Here is a 17,313-nt window from a genome sequence, read left to right on the forward strand (position 1 = left end):
CATGCCTGAAGCGTTTCTCGTCGGCGGCGTTCGCACACCTCAGGGCAAATACGGCGGGTCGCTCGCGGGCGTCCGGCCCGACGACCTCGCGGCGCTGGTCGTGGGCGAGGCGGTGCGGCGGGCGGGCGTACCCGAGGATGTGATTGATGAGGTGATCCTGGGGGCGGCCAACCAGGCGGGCGAGGACAACCGCAACGTCGCCCGGATGGCCGCGCTGCTGGCCGGGCTCTCCGACACCACGCCCGGCTTCACGGTCAACCGGCTCTGCGCGAGCGGGCTGACCGCGATCCAGGCGGCCGCCAACGCGGTCCGGGTCGGTGACGCGGACATCGTGGTGGCCGGCGGCGTCGAGTCGATGACCCGCGCGCCCTGGGTGATGGCCAAGCCCGGCACCCCGTGGGCCCGTCCCGGCGAGGTGGTCGACAGCTCGCTGGGCTGGCGGTTCACCAACCCGATCTTCAAGGAGCGCGGCAAGACCACGATCAGCATGGGCGAGACCGCCGAGGAGGTGGCCGAGCTCGACGGCATCACCCGGGCCGACAGCGACGCGTTCGCGCTGCGCAGCCACCAGCGGGCGATCGCCGCGATCGACGCCGGCAGGTTCGACGCCGAGCTCGTCCCGGTCGGCGACTTCGCGGCCGACGAGATCCCGCGGCGCGGCTCCACGCTGGAGAAGCTGGGCGCGCTCAAGCTGGTGTTCCGTAAGGACGGCATCGTCACGGCAGGGTCCTCGTCGCCGCTGTCCGACGGCGCGGCGGCGCTGATCGTGGCGAGCGAGGCCGCCGTCGAGCGCTACGGCCTGACGCCCCGCGCCCGGGTGGTCACCGCAGCCGCGGCCGGGGTGCCGCCGCACATCATGGGCATCGGCCCGGTCCCGGCCACCGAGAAGGTCCTGGCCCGCTCCGGCTGGACCGTCGGCGACCTGGACGCGATCGAGCTCAACGAGGCGTTCGCCGCCCAGTCGCTAGCCGTGATCCGGCGGCTCAAGCTGGACGAGGAGCGGGTCAACGCGGACGGCGGCGCGATCGCGCTCGGCCACCCGCTGGGCTGCTCCGGCGCCCGGCTCACGGTCACCCTGCTCGGCCGGATGGAACGCGAGGACGCCCGGCGTGGCCTGGCCACCCTCTGCGTGGGAGTCGGCCAGGGCCTGGCCATGCTGCTGGAGCGGGTATGAGCTCACGGAGTGCGCGGGCCGCGACGATCGGTCAGGGGTTCTTCACATGGGAGACGTGATGCTCGACTTCGAGGACACCATCGCCAGGGACCAGCGGATCGAGCCGCGCGACCCGATGCCGGAGGCGTACCGGAAGACCATGATCCGGCAGATCGCCCAGCACGCGCACTCCGAGATCATCGGCATGCAGCCCGAGGGAGAGTGGATCACCCGGGCGCCGACGCTGCGGCGCAAGGCGATCCTGCTGGCCAAGGTGCAGGACGAGGCCGGGCACGGGCTCTACCTCTACTCGGCCGCGGAGACGCTGGGCGCCGACCGCGGCGACCTCACCACCCGCCTCATCGAGGGCCGGCAGAAGTACTCGTCGATCTTCAACTACCCGACGCTGACCTTCGCCGACGTCGGCGTCATCGGCTGGCTGGTGGACGGCGCGGCCATCTGCAACCAGGTGCCGCTGTGCCGCAGCTCCTACGGCCCGTACGGGCGGGCGATGATCCGGATCTGCAAGGAGGAGTCGTTCCACCAGCGGCAGGGCTACGAGCTGCTGATGACGATGATGCGCGGCACGGACGTCCAGCGCGAGATGGTGCAGGACGCGGTGAACCGCTGGTGGTGGCCGTCGCTGATGATGTTCGGCCCGCCCGACGGCGACTCGCCCAACACCGCCCAGTCGATGGCCTGGAAGATCAAGCGGCACACCAACGACGAGCTGCGCCAACGGTTCGTCGACATGTCCGTACCCCAGGCCGTGTCCTTGGGTGTCACCCTGCCCGACCCCGCCCTGAGGTGGAACGAGGAGCGAGGACACCACGACTTCGGTACGCCGGACTGGGACGAGCTGAAGCGCGTCATCTCCGGCGACGGGCCGATGAACGCCGCCCGGATCACCCGCCGCCGGCAAGCCCACGAGGACGGCGCCTGGGTCCGCGCGGCGGCCGCCGCACACGCACGGAAGAAGGCGTCATGAACCACGAGTGGCCTCTGTTCGAGGTGTTCGTCCGGGCCAAGAGGGGCCTCAACCACGTGCACGTCGGCTCGCTGCGGGCAGCCGACCACACGATGGCGCTGCACCACGCGCGAGACCTCTACACCCGTCGCAACGAGGGCGTGAGCATCTGGGTGGTCCGCTCCGACGACGTGGTCTCCTCGGGCCCCGACGACAAGGAGCCGTTCTTCGCCCCCAGCGGCGACAAGGCGTACAGGCACCCCACGTACTACGCCATCCCCGACTCCGTCCCGCACATCTGATGTCCTTCGACGACGCGTACGGCGCGCTCACCGACCACGACGACGACACCCGCTGGGCGTACGGCACGGGCTTCGCGGACCCCTTGGCCGGCGTGCCCGCGGCGATCCCGCCCGGGGTGGACCGTGCGGCTCTCGCCGAGTACTGCCTGATGCTCGGCGACGACGCGCTGATCATGTCGCACCGGCTGCAGCAGTGGGTGACCCTGGCGCCTGAGCTCGAGGACGAGGTGGCCATCGCCAACATCGCCCTCGACCTGCTCGGCCAGGCCCGCCTCCTGCTGACCCGAGCCGCCGAGGCCTCCGCCGACGTCGCCCCCGCCCCTGCCGCTGCCTCGTCGGCCGCCGCCCCCGCCCCTGTCGCTGCCTCGTCGGCTGCCGGAGACGCCCCTGTCGCTGCCTCGTCGGCTGCCGGAGACGCCTCAACCGGCGCCCGGGGCGAGGACGCCTTGGCGTTCGGGCGCGGGCCGGCTGAGTTCCGCAACGTCCAGCTGGTCGAGCGCGCCGACGCCGACTTCGCCCACCTGGTGGCGCGCCTCCTCGCCTTCGCGACCTGGCGCCTCGCCGTCCTGGACCGCCTCCGCGACACCGCCGACCCGATCCTGGCGGCCGTCGCGACCAAGGCGGTCAAGGAGCTGACCTACCACCGCGAGTACGCGGCCCACTGGGTGGTCCGCCTCGGCGACGGCACCGACGAGTCCCACTCCCGCATGCAGTCCGCGATCGACGCCCTCTGGCCGCTGCTCGCCGAGCTCGACCACGAGCCGTCCCCGCTGGCTCCCACGACTTGGCGTCCCGAGTTCAACGCGATCCTGAGCCAGGTCCTCACCGCCGCAACCGTGGCGGAGCCGGCCGCTGCCCCGGCGGAGTCCTCGGCCGCTGCCCCGGCGGAGTCCTCGGCCGCTGCCCCGGCGGAGTCCTCGGCCGCCGACGCGTCGTTGTCCACAGAAGCGCCTGACGCTGTTTCCGCTGTGGACGACGCGGCAGAAATGTCGCTGCCGGGCGCTACATTGCCGCCCACCCACAGGGGTGGGGGAGGCGGCGGTGCGCGCGCTGCGAATTTCGAAATTTCGCCGCTGGCGGAGAGTGGCCGAGACGGCGTTCACACCCCCGCGCTGGCCGAGATCCTCGACGAGATGCAGGGCCTGGCGCGGTCGGTTCCCGGGGGTGTCTGGTGAGCCCGTCCGCCGCCGAGGTGGCCGCCACGGTCACCGACCCCGAGATGCCGATGCTGACGCTCGCGGACCTCGGCGTGATCCGGGACGTGCGCCAGGACGACGGCGGCGTGGTCGTCACGGTCACGCCGACCTATTCGGGATGCCCGGCGATGGATGAGATCCGGGCGGACATCCGGCGTGCGCTGGCTGGTGCGGGCTTCGACGCTGTCGAGGTGCGGACCGAGTTGTCGCCCGCGTGGACCTCCGACTGGATCACGCCGGAGGGCAGGGCGAAGTTGTCCGCTGCCGGGATCTCGCCGCCGGGGCCCGCCGCGCGCCGCCACGATGGGCCGGTGCCGCTCGTGCTGGGTGCGCCGAGGCGGAGCATCGCCTGTCCGCAGTGTGGTCATCCGGAGTCGGAGCAGATCGCGGCGTTCAGCGCTACCGCCTGCCGGGAGCTGCGCCGCTGCCCGGTGTGCCGGGAGCCGTTCGAGCATGTGAAGGAGATCTGACGTGGTGGTCCGCGAGTTTCATCCGTTGCGGGTCGCCTCGGTCGAGCGGCTGTGCGACGACGCCGTGGCGGTCACCTTCGACGTGCCGTCCGAGCTGGCCGGCCGGTACGCCTTCCGCCCGGGCCAGTCGCTGACCGTGCGGAAGCCGGGCGATCCGGCCGACGAGCGCCGCACCTATTCGATCTGCGCTCCGGCGGGCGCGGCGCCGCGCATCGGGGTGCGTGAGGTGCCCGGCGGTCTGGTCTCCGGTTGGCTGGTGCGTGCGGTGCGCCCCGGCGACCTCGTCGAGGTGGCGCCTCCGACCGGGACCTTCACGCCGGACCTGACTTCGCCGGGGCGGCACGTGCTGATCGCGGCGGGGTCCGGTATCACTCCGGTGATCTCGATCGCGGCATCCCTGCTCGACCGGGCGCCCGCGTTGATCGGGGCGGGCGCGCCGGCCGTGCCGGAGACGCAGGTTTGTGTGATCTACGGGAATCGGCGGGCCGACACGGTGATGTTCGCGGAGGAACTGGCCGACCTCAAGGATCGGTATCCGGCGCGGCTGGAGCTCGTTCATCTGCTGTCCCGGGAGGCGCGGGAGGTGGATCTGCTCAGCGGAAGGCTGGACGCGGCGAAGCTCCGTACCCTCCTGCCGGTCCTGATCGATGTGGACGCCGTGGATCACTGGTGGCTGTGCGGGCCGTTCGGGATGGTCGTGGATGCCACCGAGGTGCTCGGCGCGTGGGGTGTGCCGGCCGAGCGGATCCATCGGGAGCTGTTCTGGGTGGACGAGGCGCCGCCCGATGTGGTGCGGGCGGATGATCTGCCGGGTGTGGGCAGTGAGGTGACCGTGCTGCTGGACGGGCGGTCGACGACGGTGACCGTGGCGGACGGGGACACCGTGCTCGAGGGCGCGCAGCGGGCGCGGCCGGATCTGCCGTTCGCGTGTAAGGGCGGGGTGTGCGGGACGTGCCGGGCGCAGGTGGTCGAGGGTGAGGTGACGATGCGGCGGAACTTCGCGCTCGACCCGCATGAGGTCACAGCGGGTTACGTCCTCACCTGTCAGGCCATGCCATTGACGGAGGTCGTTGTCGTCGACTACGACGCCTGACTGGGTTTACGCACGGCTGGTGCATGTGGTTCAAACGTGGCCTGACCTGTGGTTAAGTCCATAGAGCACGTCCGGCGACCCGGAATTCTGCGTACTCGGTGCAAGAAGTCGGACACCGAGGAATGGAGTTCCGAATGCGACTACGCAAGGCAATCATGATCGCCGCGGCCGGCGTCGTGGTGGCCGGGGGTCTCGCGGTGGCGCCACTGACGTTCGCGGCGGAGGCGCCCGGCAACGGATGCGCGGACGTGGAGATCATCGGCGCACGCGCGTCGACCGAGCGTCCCGGATTCGGGGTGCTGCTCGGGCCGCTGGCCCGCAACCTCACCCAGAACCTGGACGCGACCGTGAAGTCGACCGCGGTCGACTATCCGGCCACGCTGGGCAACTACAACAACAGCGTCCGTCAGGGTGTCGCCGACATGGCGGCCAAGTTGGAGGTCACTGCGGCCCAGTGCGCCGACACGAAGTTCGTCCTGATGGGCTACTCACAGGGCGCCCAGGTCACGGGCGACGTGCTCGCCGGAGCGAGGGGCGGCCGGCCGGCCGTGCCCGCGGCGGTGAGCGACCGGGTGGCGGCGGTCGTGCTGTTCGGCGACCCGACGTTCACCGCCGGTGAGTCGTTCAACGTGGCCCAGGGCAATCGGTCCGGCGTCTTCGCCCGGGGACGGGGCGAACTCGACGCGTTCGCGGACCGCACGCAGTCCTTCTGCAACCGCAACGACACGTTCTGTCAGAGCGGGAGCAGCCTCGCCGCGCACCTGAACTACAACGGGTCGCTCGACGAGGCCGAGGACTTCGTGGCCACCCAGGTCGGCTAGCAGTACGGGGGCGGCCGCCAACGCCCCCTCAGGCCGCCAACGCCCCCAGGCCGCCAACGCCCCCAGGCCGCCAACGCCCCCTCAGGCCGCGAGATCGGTGATGAAGCGCAGGTCACGGGCCTCTTCCGCGTAGCGGGCGAGAGCGTGCACGGTCTTCGGTCCGGCGACCCCGTCGACGCGCAGGCCTGCTTGCGCCTGGAATCGGCGTACCGCCGCATCGAGAGAAACCGTGACCGGAACGCCCAGGTCGTCGAAGAGCACGCGCAGCGAATCGGGGTCGGCGCTCGGCGCCGGATCCGCGGTCCAGCCGATCAGCCCGCCGACGGCGTTGCCGACCACACTCAGAACTCCCTTGCCGGTCATCGCGCCTCCTGGGTCCTTCGGATGTGACTCAAGGATTGCCTGATGAACCTGTGTGCCGCCTCGGTCTGCGGTCTCGGCGAACCCCTAATCGCTCCGACTTTCGGCCTAGGGGACGCCTGCTGAAGGAAGATCGAGCAGATTCAGCGGACTCACAGACGGCTCACAACGTCGTGACAACGCGCGGCGCGACTGTTGGGTCATGACCGACTTGCTGATCCCGCCGCCGCGCTCCCACCGTCATGACTCCCTGTGGCCGCGCCGGGTCGCCGGTGGCGCCGCGCTCCTCGCCCTCGTCGCCGGTGGCGGTGTGGCCGGAGGCGCGATCGCCGACCACTACACCAGCGACACCGCTGCCGCCGCCTCGACCGCGACGACCGGCACGGCCACCCCGATCGTCAACTCCGGCACGTCCGGTACGTCCGGCGACCTCGCCGCCGTCGCCGCGAAGGTGTCGCCCAGCATCGTCACGGTCCTGGTCGACGGCGGCCGCTCGTCGTCGCTCGGCTCGGGCGTGATCCTGAACGCCAAGGGCCTGATCCTCACGAACAACCACGTGATCGCCTCGGACGGGACGGTCAGCGTCCGGCTGTCGGACGGGCGTACCGTCCCCGCCACCGTGGTCGCCGCCGACGCCACCCACGACCTCGCCCTCGTGCAGGCCACCGACGTGTCCGGGCTGACCCCCGCGACGTTCGCCCCGGACGCCTCGGTCGCGGTCGGGGACACCGTGCTGGCCTTCGGCGCCCCGCTCGGCCTGGAGGGCACCGTCACCTCGGGCATCGTCTCCGCGCTGGACCGCAAGGTCGACACCGGTGCCGAGAGCCTGACCGGCCTGCTGCAGACGGACGCCGCCATCAACGAGGGCAACAGCGGTGGCGCCCTGGTCGACACGTCCGGTCAGGTGATCGGCATCAACGTCGCGATCGCCACGGCCGGGGACGGCTCCACCGGCAGCGTCGGTGTGGGCTTCGCGATCCCGTCCGGCACGGTCGCGCAGGTGGTCAAGCAGCTCGAGGCAGACGCGAGCTGATCAGGCCTTCGACGGCGGCGGTCAGCTCGGCCGCCGGCTGCGCCGAGGTCCACGCCAGGTAGCAGTCGGGCCGCAGCAGCAGGGACTCGCCGGGACCGGGATCGTCCACCACCCGGACCACGTCCCGCGGCACCCTGTCCCGGAAGCCGCCCCGGTCGATCAGCAGGAACCCGCCGTCGCGGGTGAGCGTGGCCAGGCGGGTGCCGTCGGCCAGGGTGAGGTCGGGCGCGTAGCCGGCGCCGGCGCCCGCGATCAGGTTCGCGATCCGCCGCAACGCCGGCTCGTCCTCCAGCAGGCCGCCGACGAGCGTGCGCAGCGCGGTGACCTCCGGGCCCGGCCCGACCAGCACCGACTGGGCCATCGTGTGCATGACGACCTGCTCGGCCACCGGGCGGCGCTCCGCTTCGTACGAGTCGAGGAGCCCTCGAGGAGCTTGACCCCGCACCTCGGCCGCCAGCTTCCAGCCCAGATTGACCGCGTCCTGAAGCCCGAGGTTGAGGCCGGGGCCGCCGATCGCCGAGTGCACATGTGCCGCGTCTCCGACCAGCAGCACCCGCCCGCGCCGGTAGGTCTCGGCCAGCCGTGTGTTGCCGCCGGTCGTCCGGCGCAGCAGATGCGGCCCGTCGCCGGCCGGCTCGTCCACGTCGAGCGGCACGCCGAGCACCCGTTCCGCCGCCGCCCGCAGCTCGGCGATGGACATCGGCTCGTCGGTGGCCGGCTCACGGTCGGTCACGCTGATCATCCGGCGCCCGTCCGGGAACGGCGCGTAGACGAACATCCCGCGCTCGGTCCGCGTGTGCCGGAACGGCGGGACGATCCCGAAGCCCGGCACGTCCAGTCCGCCGCCGCGCCGGTCCAGCAGCCGCCGCGGAACGCTGACGTGCGCCGCCCGCGACACGGTCCGATCCGTGGTCACGCCCGGGAATCCGATCCCGGCCAGCTTCCGCACCACGCTGTGCCCGCCGTCCGCGCCCACCAGCCAGCGCGTCTCCAGCTGACCGACACGCACGTGGTCCGCCCGCTGCTCGAAGCCGGTGACCTCCACCCCGCGCCGCACCTCCACGCCGAGTTCGGCGGCCCGCGCGGCGAGCACCTCCTCGATCCGCCGCTGCGGCACGAGCACGGTGTAGACCGGGTTCTCCGCCAGCCGGTGCAGCGGCAGTGGAAGCGCCGCGAACATGTACTCCGGCGCCGGCCGGGGCGGCTCGTCGCTGCCGGTCAGCCGCTCCAGCAGCCCGCGCCGGTCCAGCATCCGCACGACCTGCCCGACCACGCCGTTGGCCCGCTGCTCGGTGCGCGGCTCGGCGTCGCGCTCCAGCACGACCGCCCGCACCCCGTGAAGCGCCAGCTCACAGGCCGTCATCAGCCCGTTCGGCCCGGCCCCCGCCACTACGACGTCAAACATCGGAAAACCCCTCCTCGAGTACGTGCACAGCAAAGTCCCGTCATCACGGCCCCGGGCCGTAGGTGGTCCGGGCCATACCCGCCGCCGGGTTCTCCCGGGTGGTCCGGCCACTGTGGACAGTCGGCCGAAATTGCCGGGCGCGCCGCCGATCCTGGGCCTGACCACGTTCGGGGAGGGCCCTGTGCGGCGGCTCCTCTCAGTGCTTCCGCGCGGGTGCCGGATCAGTGCTTCCGCGCGGGTGCTTCCGCACGGGTGCCGGAAAGCCGGCCGCCAGCATGGTCAGTGCGTCGATGATCAGCTCCGAGACGCCGGTCGCCGGGTCGCGACCAGGGTCGGTCGCCTCGGGGCGGGTCATCCAGCGGTTCATGGCCGTGTTGGCGGTGGCGAGCACGGCCGCCGCCATCACGTGCGGGTAGAGGTCGTTGTCCAGGTCGGTGCCGGTGCGCGCGGCGATGACCTCGGCCAGGGCGGCCTCGGCGCGCGCCCCGGCCCGGAGGAACTCGGCCTGCAGCGCCGGATGCCGCACCATCACGCCGACGCCGGCGAACCAGCGTTCCCGGTCGGGCAGATCGTCGCCCGGCTCGGCGGGGCCGTCCCGCACGACGCCGGCGACGGCCGCCCGGATCGCGTCCCACAGCGGCTCGCCGGCGGGCCGGGCCCGCAGGTTGTCCACCATCCGCAGGTACCGGTCGAGGTGCCGGGCGGAGATGGCCTCGCCCTTGCTCGAGAAGTAGTTGTTGAACGTGCGCGGCGACACCCCGGCGGCCGCGGCGATGTCCTCGACGAGGACGTTGTCGAAGCCGCGCTCGACGGTCAGCCGCACCGCCGCCCAGCTCAGGGCGGCCCGGGTCGCCTGCTTCTTCTCCTCGCGCCATCCCACGGGACGACAGTAGCAAAAACTGCGTGCCAAGCAAAGATGCGTGTCACGCAGAATCCGCGGTGATCTCGGCGAGCACGGCCTCGTCGGAGGTGATCAGCGCCTTCCACAGCGCCCACCCCCGTGCGCGCGCCCACGTCCCCTGATCGACGTCGATCCGCGCCCGGAAGGCCTCCCGGCTCGCCCCGGTCAGGACCGTCCAGGCGATCACCAGGTCGCACGCCGGGTCGCCGACCCCGCACGTCCCGAAGTCGATGACGGCGGCCAGCGCGCCGTCCCTGATCAGGAGGTTGTTCAGGGCGACGTCGCCGTGGAACCACACCGGCGCGTGATCCCACGACGACCGCAGCGCCTCCTCCCAGATCCGCGTGACGCGATCCCGGGTGATCCCCTCGCCGAGAGTGGCGATCGCCCGCCGCGTGTCCGCGTCCCAGACCTCCAGCGGCCCGCCCCGGAACCAGTTGTGCAGCCCGGGTGGTGGCCCGCCGTCCGGGTCGACCTTCCGCAGCGCGACGAGGAAGGCGGCCAGGTCGTCCGCGAACGGAGGAAGGTCGTCGGCAGTGGCTGGAGCGCCGTCGATCCACTCGTAGACGGACCACGGGAACCCGTACCCGTCGCCCGGCGAGCCCTTGGCCAGCGGCACCGGCACCGGCAGGGGAACCTGGGACGCGATCACCGGCAGCCACCGGTGCTCCTTCTCCACCGCGAGCGCGTACTCCGCCGCGGTGGGCAGCCGCACCGACATGGTGTCGCCGAGGTGGAAGGTCTGGTTGTCCCAGCCGCTCACCGCGACGGGCCGGACCGGCAGGCCGGCCCATCGCGGGAACTGCGCGGCGATCAGCCGGCTGACCAGATCGGCGTCGACGTGCCGCCGATCCGGCACCGGAACGCTGTCAGCCCGCACGGCGACCGCAGGTGTCAGCGGGCACAGCGACCCCAGGTGTCAGCCCGCAAGGTGACCCCAGCGGTCCTCGAGCTCGCGCCACGGCCCCTGCGCCTCGACACGCCCGCCGATCAGGACCACCACGTGGTCGGCCTGGACCAGGGCGGCCCGCTTCGACGTCGAGCCGACCACCGTGACGCCGTGCGAGCGCAGCGCCCGCCACAGTTCCAGCTCCGTGGTGACGTCCAGCGCCGACGAGACGTCGTCCGCGATCAGCAGCTCGGTACGCGGCGCCAGCGCCCGGGCCAGGGCCAGCCGCTGGAGCTGCCCGCCGGACAACCGGGTGCCCTTGTGACCGATCAGCAGCTGCAGGCCACCGCCGGCCGCGGCCAGGTCGTGTTCCAGCTGGGCCGTGCTGACCGCGTCCTCCGCGTCCACCTCGTGGCCCAGCTGGATGTTGTCGGCGACCGTGCCGGACAGCACCCGGGGCAGCTGCGCCACATAGCCGACCTGGTTGGGCCGCAGGAACAGCTCCGGCTGGTCGACCGCGCTGCCGTTCCAGGCCAGCCGCCCGGTGTGGTGCACGATCCCGGCGAGCGCCCGCAGCATCGACGACTTGCCGCTGCCGACCGGGCCGACGACCAGGACCAGCTGGCCGCGGTCCACGGTCAGGTCGACGTCCTGCACGCCCACCGTGCCATTCTCGTGCACGGCGCTGAAGCCGCTCAACGTGAGCCGCTGCAACGGGTTGCGCTCGGCCGTGGCGGGCGCGGGCGCCGTGCCCAGGGCGAGGTCGACGCCGTCCACCGGAGAGGAGTACTCGGACGCCCCGGACATCGCCACCGTGCGGCGGGTCCACACCCGTGCCGACGGGAAGTGCGACACCAGCGACGCCGCGACCCAGGCGAACCAGCGGGCGCTGCCGAGCGTGGCCACCGCGATCAGCGTCGCCGGGGCGGCCAGGTCACCGGCCAGGTAGAGCGCCCACGCCGCGATCGGCAGCAGGCCGCTCAGCACCGACGGCGTGGACCGCGCCCACACCTGGATGGAGATCTCGCGGCGCTGCTTGAGGCTGCGGTCGGCGTCCAGCTCGGCGAGGTGGTCCAGCACCGGCGCGGTGGCGCCGGCCAATTTGACCGTACGCGCCGCCGTCAGCGAACTGACCAGGGCCGTCGCGAACGCCGCGCGGGCCGCCACGGTCCGGCGGGCCGCCGCCTCCAGCCGGGGCCCGAAGAGCGTGGCGGTCAGCCCGGACACCAGCATCGTCCCGATGAAGAACAGCGCCGGGACGATGCTGCCCGACGCCCACGTCATCGCGATGATCATCAGGACGCTCATCGCCAGGTCGATGGTGTTGTCGGCGAGCATGACCACGCGTTCGGTGTCGCCACCCTGCGCGACCACCTCGGCGGGCGTGTACTTGCTGACCCGGCGCGGCCCGATCTGCCCGTGCACCAGGCGCAGGCTGATCCGCAGCATCTGCCGCACCCACCACTCGGGGAACCAGGCGCCGGTGTAGAAGAGCGTCGGGATCGCCACGACCAGGCCCACCGCGATGCCGATCGCCGGGTAGAGCGGATCGCCGACACCGTCGACGACGTTCGCCCAGAGCAGCGGCAGGATCGCGCCGTCCAGGCCGAGCAGCACCAGGACGGCGAAGAACGCCACGGCGGCCAGGCCGTACCGCGGGTCGTTGGTGGCCAGCCGGATGATCTCGCGCAGCGTCCGGGCGCGGGGCGCTTCCGGCAGCGGCGGCGGGTCGGCCTTCGGCAGGTTGTTGACCAGGGACTCGGCGCCGGTCTCGGCGGCCAGCTCGGCGTCCCAGTCCCGCTCGGCGAGCAGGACGCCGCCGCCGGACCCGCTCGCCGGGACGGCCGCGTTGCTGGTGGCGAGCAACTCGGTGAAGCGGCGCGAGGTCCGCAGCGGTCCGGCCTCGAGCACCTCGCCGTCGGCCAGCACGACCACCTCGTCGCAGCGCTGCACCGAGGTGAGCCGGTGCGCGACGATCACGCCGATCCGGCCCTCCAGCAGCCGGTCGGTGGCCCGCTGCACCCAGGACTCGGTGACCGGGTCCATCCGGGCGGTGGCCTCGTCCAGGATCACCACCTGCGGGTCGCGCACCAGGATCCGGGCGAAGGCGACCAGCTGCTCCTGCCCGGCGGACAGCTTGTAGCCGCCCTCGCCGAGCCGGGTCTCGACGCCCTCGGGCAGGCTCGCCACCCACGGGGTGAGGCCGAGCTCGGCCAGCGCGGCGCCGGCCCGGTGCACCAGTTCCCGGTCGAACAGCGCGATGTTCTCGGCCAGCGTGCCGGCCAGGATGTCGGTGCGCTGCGGCACGATCGCGGTGAACCGGCGCAGGCCCTCGATGTCCAGGTCGTTGATGTCGGCGCCGGCCAGGAACACGGTGCCGCGCGGCACGTCGACCGCGCGGGTGAGCACCTTGGCCAGCGTCGACTTGCCGGACCCGGTGCGCCCGATCAACGCGTACGACCGGCCGCGCTCGAAGGTCAGCGTGACGTCACGCAGCGCGGGCGGACGGCCGGAGTCGGCCTCGCCGTACCGGAAGGTCAGGTTTCTGATCTCGAGGTCGCCGTCGCGGGGGTCGTCGCCGCCGGTCGGCTCCTGGGGGACCTGCCGCAGCAGCTGGACGCGGCTCCAGGCGCCGAGCGCGTTCTGCAGCTCGGGCACCATCCGGGTGACGTGTTCCAGGGTGCCGCCGAAGCCCAGCGCCAGCAGCCAGATCGCGGTCAGCCGGGCACCGTCGATCAGCCCGGCGACCAGGGCGACAGCACCCCCGACAACCAGGACCGCGATGAGCGTACGGGTGATCGCTCCGGCGCCCATCGTGATGCGCGACGACCTCCGCCACACCCGGCGTCCCCGAGTCAGCACCTCCTGTGCCCGCTGCGCGTAGAGCTTGCGGACGTACGGCGCGGCCAGGCTCGTCCGCACGTCGTCCTGGCCGTGGATCGCCTCCTCCATCACGGCGGCGAGGTCCGACCAGGCCTCCTCCTCGGCGATCCGGGCCGGGCCGATCCGCGCGATGGGTTTGCGCATGGTCGCGATGAGCAGGAGCGAGACCAGGAGCATGCCGACCCCGGCCGGCCACCAGACGACGAACGCGGTGAAGACCGACATGGTCGCCACCGCGAGCGACTGGACGATCCGGACGCCGCTGCCGCGCATCTCGGAGCCGACCTGGTAGACGTCGCCGTCGATCCGGTCGAGCAGCTCGCCCACCGGTGTGTTGTCCAGGGCCGGCAGATCCTGCCCGAAGGCGACCCGGTTGAGTTTGCGGCGGGCCCGGGCGGCCCAGTCTGCGGTCAGCCCGGCGGCGATCAGCCCGACCGCGACGTCACCCAGCACGGACACGAGCAGCGCGATCGCGAGCAGCGTGAACATCGTCATGGATCGATCGACGAGGACGCCGCCGGCCAGCGCCAGGGCGCTCGCCTGACCGATGGCGCCGAGCAGCACGAGCACGCCTATCACCAGGGTCCGAGGCGCGGACGTGTCCCAGAGGTCACGAAGCAGGCGCATGCGGACTCCTTCAGAGTTGGTCGGGCGGTAACCCCATCCTCCGGTGAGCGGGAGAGCGCTTCAACGGAATTACGTGGCCCGCGGCTGTCGCGCGTGTCACGATCGCGCGCATGATCGATGTCCCGGACACCGTTGTGGCCAAGGCGCGCGTCGCCGGCGCGGACCATTGGCTGGCGGGCCTGCCCGCCCTGGTCGGCGAATTGTCGGCACGCTGGGGGCTGACGGTGGGCCGTACGTTCGGCGACGCCACCGAGGCCTACGTGGCGGCGGTGACGCGGGCGGACGGGACGCCCGCGGTGCTGAAGGTGATCGTGCCGGGCCTCGGCAACGCGGCCCGCGACGAGATCACCGTGCTGCGGCTGGCCGGCGGCGAGGGCTGCGCTCGGTTGTTCGAGGCCGACGAGGGTCGCGGTGCGCTCCTGCTGGAGCATTTGGGCCCGTCGCTGTACGAACTGGGCCTGCCGCTCGAGGACCGGCTGCCGATCCTGGCCGACGCCGCCCGCGAGGTCTGGAGACCCGCGACCGGCCTGCCCACCGGCGCCGGGAAGGGCCGATGGCTGATCGATCACATCCGGCGGCGCTGGGTGGAGCTGGATCGGCCCTGCCAGGAGCGCACGGTCGAGCACGCCGTCGCCGCCGCCGAGCGCCGCATCCGCGCGCATGATCCGGAGCGCGCCGTCCTCGTCCACGGCGACGTGCACGAGTGGAACGCGCTCCAGGCGGGCGACGGCTTCAAACTGGTCGACCCGGACGGCCTGATCGCCGAACCCGAGTACGACCTCGGCGTGATGATGCGCGAGGACCCGGTCGAGCTGATGGCCGGCGACCCGTGGGACCGCGCCCGCCGGCTGGCCGCCCACACGGACACGGATGTGACGGCCATCTGGGAGTGGGGCGTCGTCGAACGCGTCTCCACCGGACTGGTCCTGGCCGGCATCGGCCTCGAGCCCCTGGCCACCCAGATGTTGGAAGCGGCCGACGAGCTGTCCCGCCGCGACGACGAAGCACCGTGATCGCCCCTGGCGCGCGTGGTCGGGCGGTGCGGAGAGGTCAGGTGCGCAGGGTGAGGAGGGTGATCTCGCTCGGGGCGAAGATGCGGAACGGCGGACCCCAGAACCCGGTGCCCCGGCTGGTGTAGAGCTGGGTGCGCTCGCCGTGCCGGGACAACCCCTGCAGCGACGGCTGGTCGGTCCGCACCAGGTAGTGGAACGGCCAGATCTGGCCGCCGTGGGTGTGCCCGGAGATCTGCAGGTCGACGCCGTGCTCGACGGCGCCGCCGATCATCTGCGGCTGGTGCGCGAGCAGCAGCACCGGCAGGTCCGGGTCGGCGCCGGCCAGCGCGGTCGCGTGGTCCGTGTGGTGCCCTTCCAGGCCCGAGCCGCCCGCGGTCCGGTCGTCGACGCCCGCGATGACCAGCCGGTCGCCGCCGCGCTCGATGACGATGTGCTGGTTGTGCAGGGCCTCCCAGCCGAGCGCGCCCATGTGCTCGACCCAGCCCAGGGCGCCGGAGAAGTACTCGTGGTTGCCGGTCACGTACACCCGGGCCAGCGTCGCCCGCGCGTCCCCGAGTGGGGCCGCCTGCTCGCGGCGCTGCGCGACCTCGCCGTCAGCGATGTCGCCGGTGTGCGCGACCACGTCCGCGTCCAGCGTGTTGACGACGTCGATCACGCCGCGGGACCAGCGCGCCCGGTCGATCGGGCCGTAGTGCGTGTCGGTCAGCAGCACCACCCGCAGCCCGTCCAGGCCGGCGCCGAGGCGTGGCAGCACCACGTCGACCCGCCGGACGCGCGAGACTCGCATCGCTTCGGCGTACCCCCAGAGGAGCAGGACCAGCGCGATCAGCGCGACCACCGCGGTGACGACGCGGGAGCGGACCGGATCGGCGACCCCGGCGATCGCCAGGGCCGCGCGGAGCAGCAGGCTGAGCACCGACCAGGTGAACAGCACCCAGACCACGCCGAGGCTGGTGTCGGCGATGATGGCCGCCTGGTCCCGGTGAGCGCCGCCGTGGCCGCGCACCATCAGCACCGGGAAGCTCACCGCCCACGCGACCCACACGAGCGTCAGCACGACGAACACCGGCGTCGGCCAGTCGTTGCCGGCGGCCACCAGCGTGCCCCAGGACGTGCCGAAGAGCAGCAGGGTCGCGACGGTGATGATCAGCGGGAAGATCACCGCACGGGACGACCGGCGGCGGCGTGGCGGCGCTTCGACCGCTTCACTCGGGGTGGTCACCCGCCGAAGCGTACGCGGGGTAAACGGCCTGTGCGGCGGGGAGCCCGGGCCAGCGCTGCCGCAGATCACGCTCGGTCGCCGCGAAATGCGCCGCCAGCTGGGGGAGCACCCCGTCGGTCGCCTCGACGCCCGCCCGCAGGGTGTCGAGCATCTGGCCGCGCCGCGAGAATCCCATCGGGTGCGGCGCGTCCTCGATCAGGAGCTTCGGCACGCGTACGAGACGGATGAGCGTCCAGGCCCCGACGGCGGCGGCCATGCCCTCGGCCCAGGAGCGGTCCGCGGTCCGGCCGGCGCTTCTCCGGTACGCCGACTCGACGCGCTCGGTGACGAAGGCGGGCACCCGCGCCCAGCACGGCCCGCCGTAGAACGGGAGCCGGAAGTGTGCGACGTCCAGCAGCGGGTGCTGGCAGGCGGCGTCCTCGAAGTCGAGCAGCCGGGCCCGTCCGCCGGTGACCCGGCAGTTCTGCGGTGCGAGGTCGCCGTTGGAGAGGACCATCGGGCCACTGCTCAGGATCTCCTTGATCGGCCCGTCTATCTGGTCCCAGAACCACGGCGCTCCGAGCGCCTCCGCCTGACCGAGGGTTGCCGCGTGCATCCGGCCGACCGCCTCGGCCATCGCCACGAACCCGGCGGTGGCCGCCTGCGGGTCGGCACCGACCAGGAGGTCCTCCAGCGCCGGGCCGTCGCCCAGGTCCTCCAGCACGAGCAGGCCGGCGCTGTCGTCGGTGGCCAGCAGCCGTGGTCCCGCGTCGCAGCCGAGCTCGGCGAGCAGCAGCAGCGCGGACAGCTCCCGGTGGAAGCCGTCCCGCTGCCGGGGGTCGCCGGGCGGGCGGCGCATCTTCACGACCACCGTGCGGCCGTCGTCGGCGGTGCAGCGCAGCACCCGCGGGTTCACGGCGATCGTGTTCGACCAGCCCTCGGTCACCGGCCGCGCGGTCGCGATCGAGACGCTGGCGCCGCCCGGCAGGTCCATGCCGG

At 72.6% G+C, this 17,313-nt stretch carries 15 protein-coding genes and 1 pseudogene; 9 read left to right on the plus strand and 7 right to left on the minus strand.

Going from position 1 to position 17,313, the window contains the following annotated elements; genetic code table 11:
- Position 1 precedes the first annotated feature (1 nt).
- From QSK31_RS11175 to QSK31_RS11205, 7 genes and pseudogenes are all read left to right on the plus strand, one after another.
- The gene (locus QSK31_RS11175; protein WP_285683371.1) at positions 2 to 1,174 is read left to right on the plus strand and encodes a thiolase family protein; all 1,173 of its coding nucleotides are present in this window, start codon (positions 2 to 4) and stop codon (positions 1,172 to 1,174) included.
- A 46-nt stretch (positions 1,175 to 1,220) separates the two neighbouring features.
- On the plus strand, positions 1,221 to 2,141 hold the full coding sequence (gene paaA / locus QSK31_RS11180; RefSeq protein ID WP_285683373.1) for a 1,2-phenylacetyl-CoA epoxidase subunit PaaA: 921 nt from the start codon (positions 1,221 to 1,223) through the stop codon (positions 2,139 to 2,141).
- Positions 2,138 to 2,422 carry a 1,2-phenylacetyl-CoA epoxidase subunit PaaB gene (paaB, locus tag QSK31_RS11185; RefSeq protein ID WP_285683374.1) on the plus strand — a complete coding sequence of 95 codons (285 nt, stop codon included), beginning with the start codon at positions 2,138 to 2,140 and terminating at the stop codon, positions 2,420 to 2,422. The genes paaA and paaB overlap by 4 nt, the downstream gene beginning before the upstream one ends.
- Positions 2,422 to 3,174: pseudogene (locus QSK31_RS49200) on the plus strand (1,2-phenylacetyl-CoA epoxidase subunit PaaC); the annotation flags it as partial. The gene paaB and the pseudogene QSK31_RS49200, both read left to right, overlap by 1 nt.
- 416 nt (positions 3,175 to 3,590) lie before the next feature.
- Entirely contained in the window at positions 3,591 to 4,088 is a 498-nt protein-coding gene (paaD, locus tag QSK31_RS11195) for a 1,2-phenylacetyl-CoA epoxidase subunit PaaD (protein WP_502872941.1), read from the plus strand.
- Position 4,089: 1 nt separating this feature from the next.
- A complete protein-coding gene (paaE, locus tag QSK31_RS11200; RefSeq protein ID WP_285683377.1) occupies positions 4,090 to 5,181 on the plus strand; it encodes a 1,2-phenylacetyl-CoA epoxidase subunit PaaE in 1,092 nt (363 codons plus the stop codon).
- A gap of 134 nt (positions 5,182 to 5,315) precedes the next feature.
- Positions 5,316 to 6,002 (plus strand): cutinase family protein, encoded by a 687-nt coding sequence (locus tag QSK31_RS11205; protein WP_285683378.1) that lies wholly within the window; start codon positions 5,316 to 5,318, stop codon positions 6,000 to 6,002.
- A gap of 81 nt (positions 6,003 to 6,083) precedes the next feature.
- Here QSK31_RS11205 and QSK31_RS11210 read toward each other — a convergent pair whose 3' ends face one another.
- Positions 6,084 to 6,365, minus strand: a complete 282-nt coding sequence (locus QSK31_RS11210) for a peptidoglycan-binding protein (RefSeq protein WP_285683379.1) — start codon at positions 6,363 to 6,365, stop codon at positions 6,084 to 6,086.
- Between the two features lie 199 nt (positions 6,366 to 6,564).
- On the opposite strand from QSK31_RS11210, the gene QSK31_RS11215 reads away from it, so the two are divergent.
- Positions 6,565 to 7,395 carry a S1C family serine protease gene (locus tag QSK31_RS11215; RefSeq protein WP_285683380.1) on the plus strand — a complete coding sequence of 277 codons (831 nt, stop codon included), beginning with the start codon at positions 6,565 to 6,567 and terminating at the stop codon, positions 7,393 to 7,395.
- On the opposite strand, the gene QSK31_RS11220 is transcribed toward QSK31_RS11215, so the two are convergent.
- From QSK31_RS11220 to QSK31_RS11235, 4 genes are all read right to left on the minus strand, one after another.
- Positions 7,367 to 8,800, minus strand: a complete 1,434-nt coding sequence (locus QSK31_RS11220; RefSeq protein WP_285683382.1) for an FAD-dependent monooxygenase — start codon at positions 8,798 to 8,800, stop codon at positions 7,367 to 7,369. The genes QSK31_RS11215 and QSK31_RS11220 overlap by 29 nt on opposite strands.
- Before the next feature lie 196 nt (positions 8,801 to 8,996).
- Positions 8,997 to 9,680 (minus strand): acyl-CoA-like ligand-binding transcription factor, encoded by a 684-nt coding sequence (locus QSK31_RS11225; protein WP_285683383.1) that lies wholly within the window; start codon positions 9,678 to 9,680, stop codon positions 8,997 to 8,999.
- A 43-nt stretch (positions 9,681 to 9,723) separates the two neighbouring features.
- Positions 9,724 to 10,560: an aminoglycoside phosphotransferase family protein gene (locus QSK31_RS11230; RefSeq protein ID WP_285683385.1), complete on the minus strand. Its 837-nt coding sequence runs from the start codon at positions 10,558 to 10,560 to the stop codon at positions 9,724 to 9,726.
- Between the two features lie 60 nt (positions 10,561 to 10,620).
- Positions 10,621 to 14,100: an ABC transporter ATP-binding protein/permease gene (locus QSK31_RS11235; protein ID WP_285683387.1), complete on the minus strand. Its 3,480-nt coding sequence runs from the start codon at positions 14,098 to 14,100 to the stop codon at positions 10,621 to 10,623.
- Between the two features lie 110 nt (positions 14,101 to 14,210).
- Between QSK31_RS11235 and QSK31_RS11240 the strand changes: the two genes are divergently transcribed.
- Positions 14,211 to 15,113: an aminoglycoside phosphotransferase family protein gene (locus QSK31_RS11240; RefSeq protein WP_285683388.1), complete on the plus strand. Its 903-nt coding sequence runs from the start codon at positions 14,211 to 14,213 to the stop codon at positions 15,111 to 15,113.
- A gap of 37 nt (positions 15,114 to 15,150) precedes the next feature.
- Here the strand turns inward: QSK31_RS11240 and QSK31_RS11245 are convergent, their stop codons facing one another.
- Positions 15,151 to 16,335 (minus strand): metallophosphoesterase, encoded by a 1,185-nt coding sequence (locus tag QSK31_RS11245; RefSeq protein ID WP_285683389.1) that lies wholly within the window; start codon positions 16,333 to 16,335, stop codon positions 15,151 to 15,153.
- Complete coding sequence (locus QSK31_RS11250) at positions 16,319 to 17,308, minus strand: phosphotransferase family protein (RefSeq protein ID WP_285683391.1); 990 nt, start codon at positions 17,306 to 17,308, stop codon at positions 16,319 to 16,321. The genes QSK31_RS11245 and QSK31_RS11250 overlap by 17 nt, the downstream gene beginning before the upstream one ends.
- Between the last annotated feature and the right edge of the window lie 5 nt (positions 17,309 to 17,313).

This window comes from Actinoplanes sp. NBRC 103695, assembly GCF_030269485.1.
Lineage (GTDB): Bacteria > Actinomycetota > Actinomycetes > Mycobacteriales > Micromonosporaceae > Actinoplanes.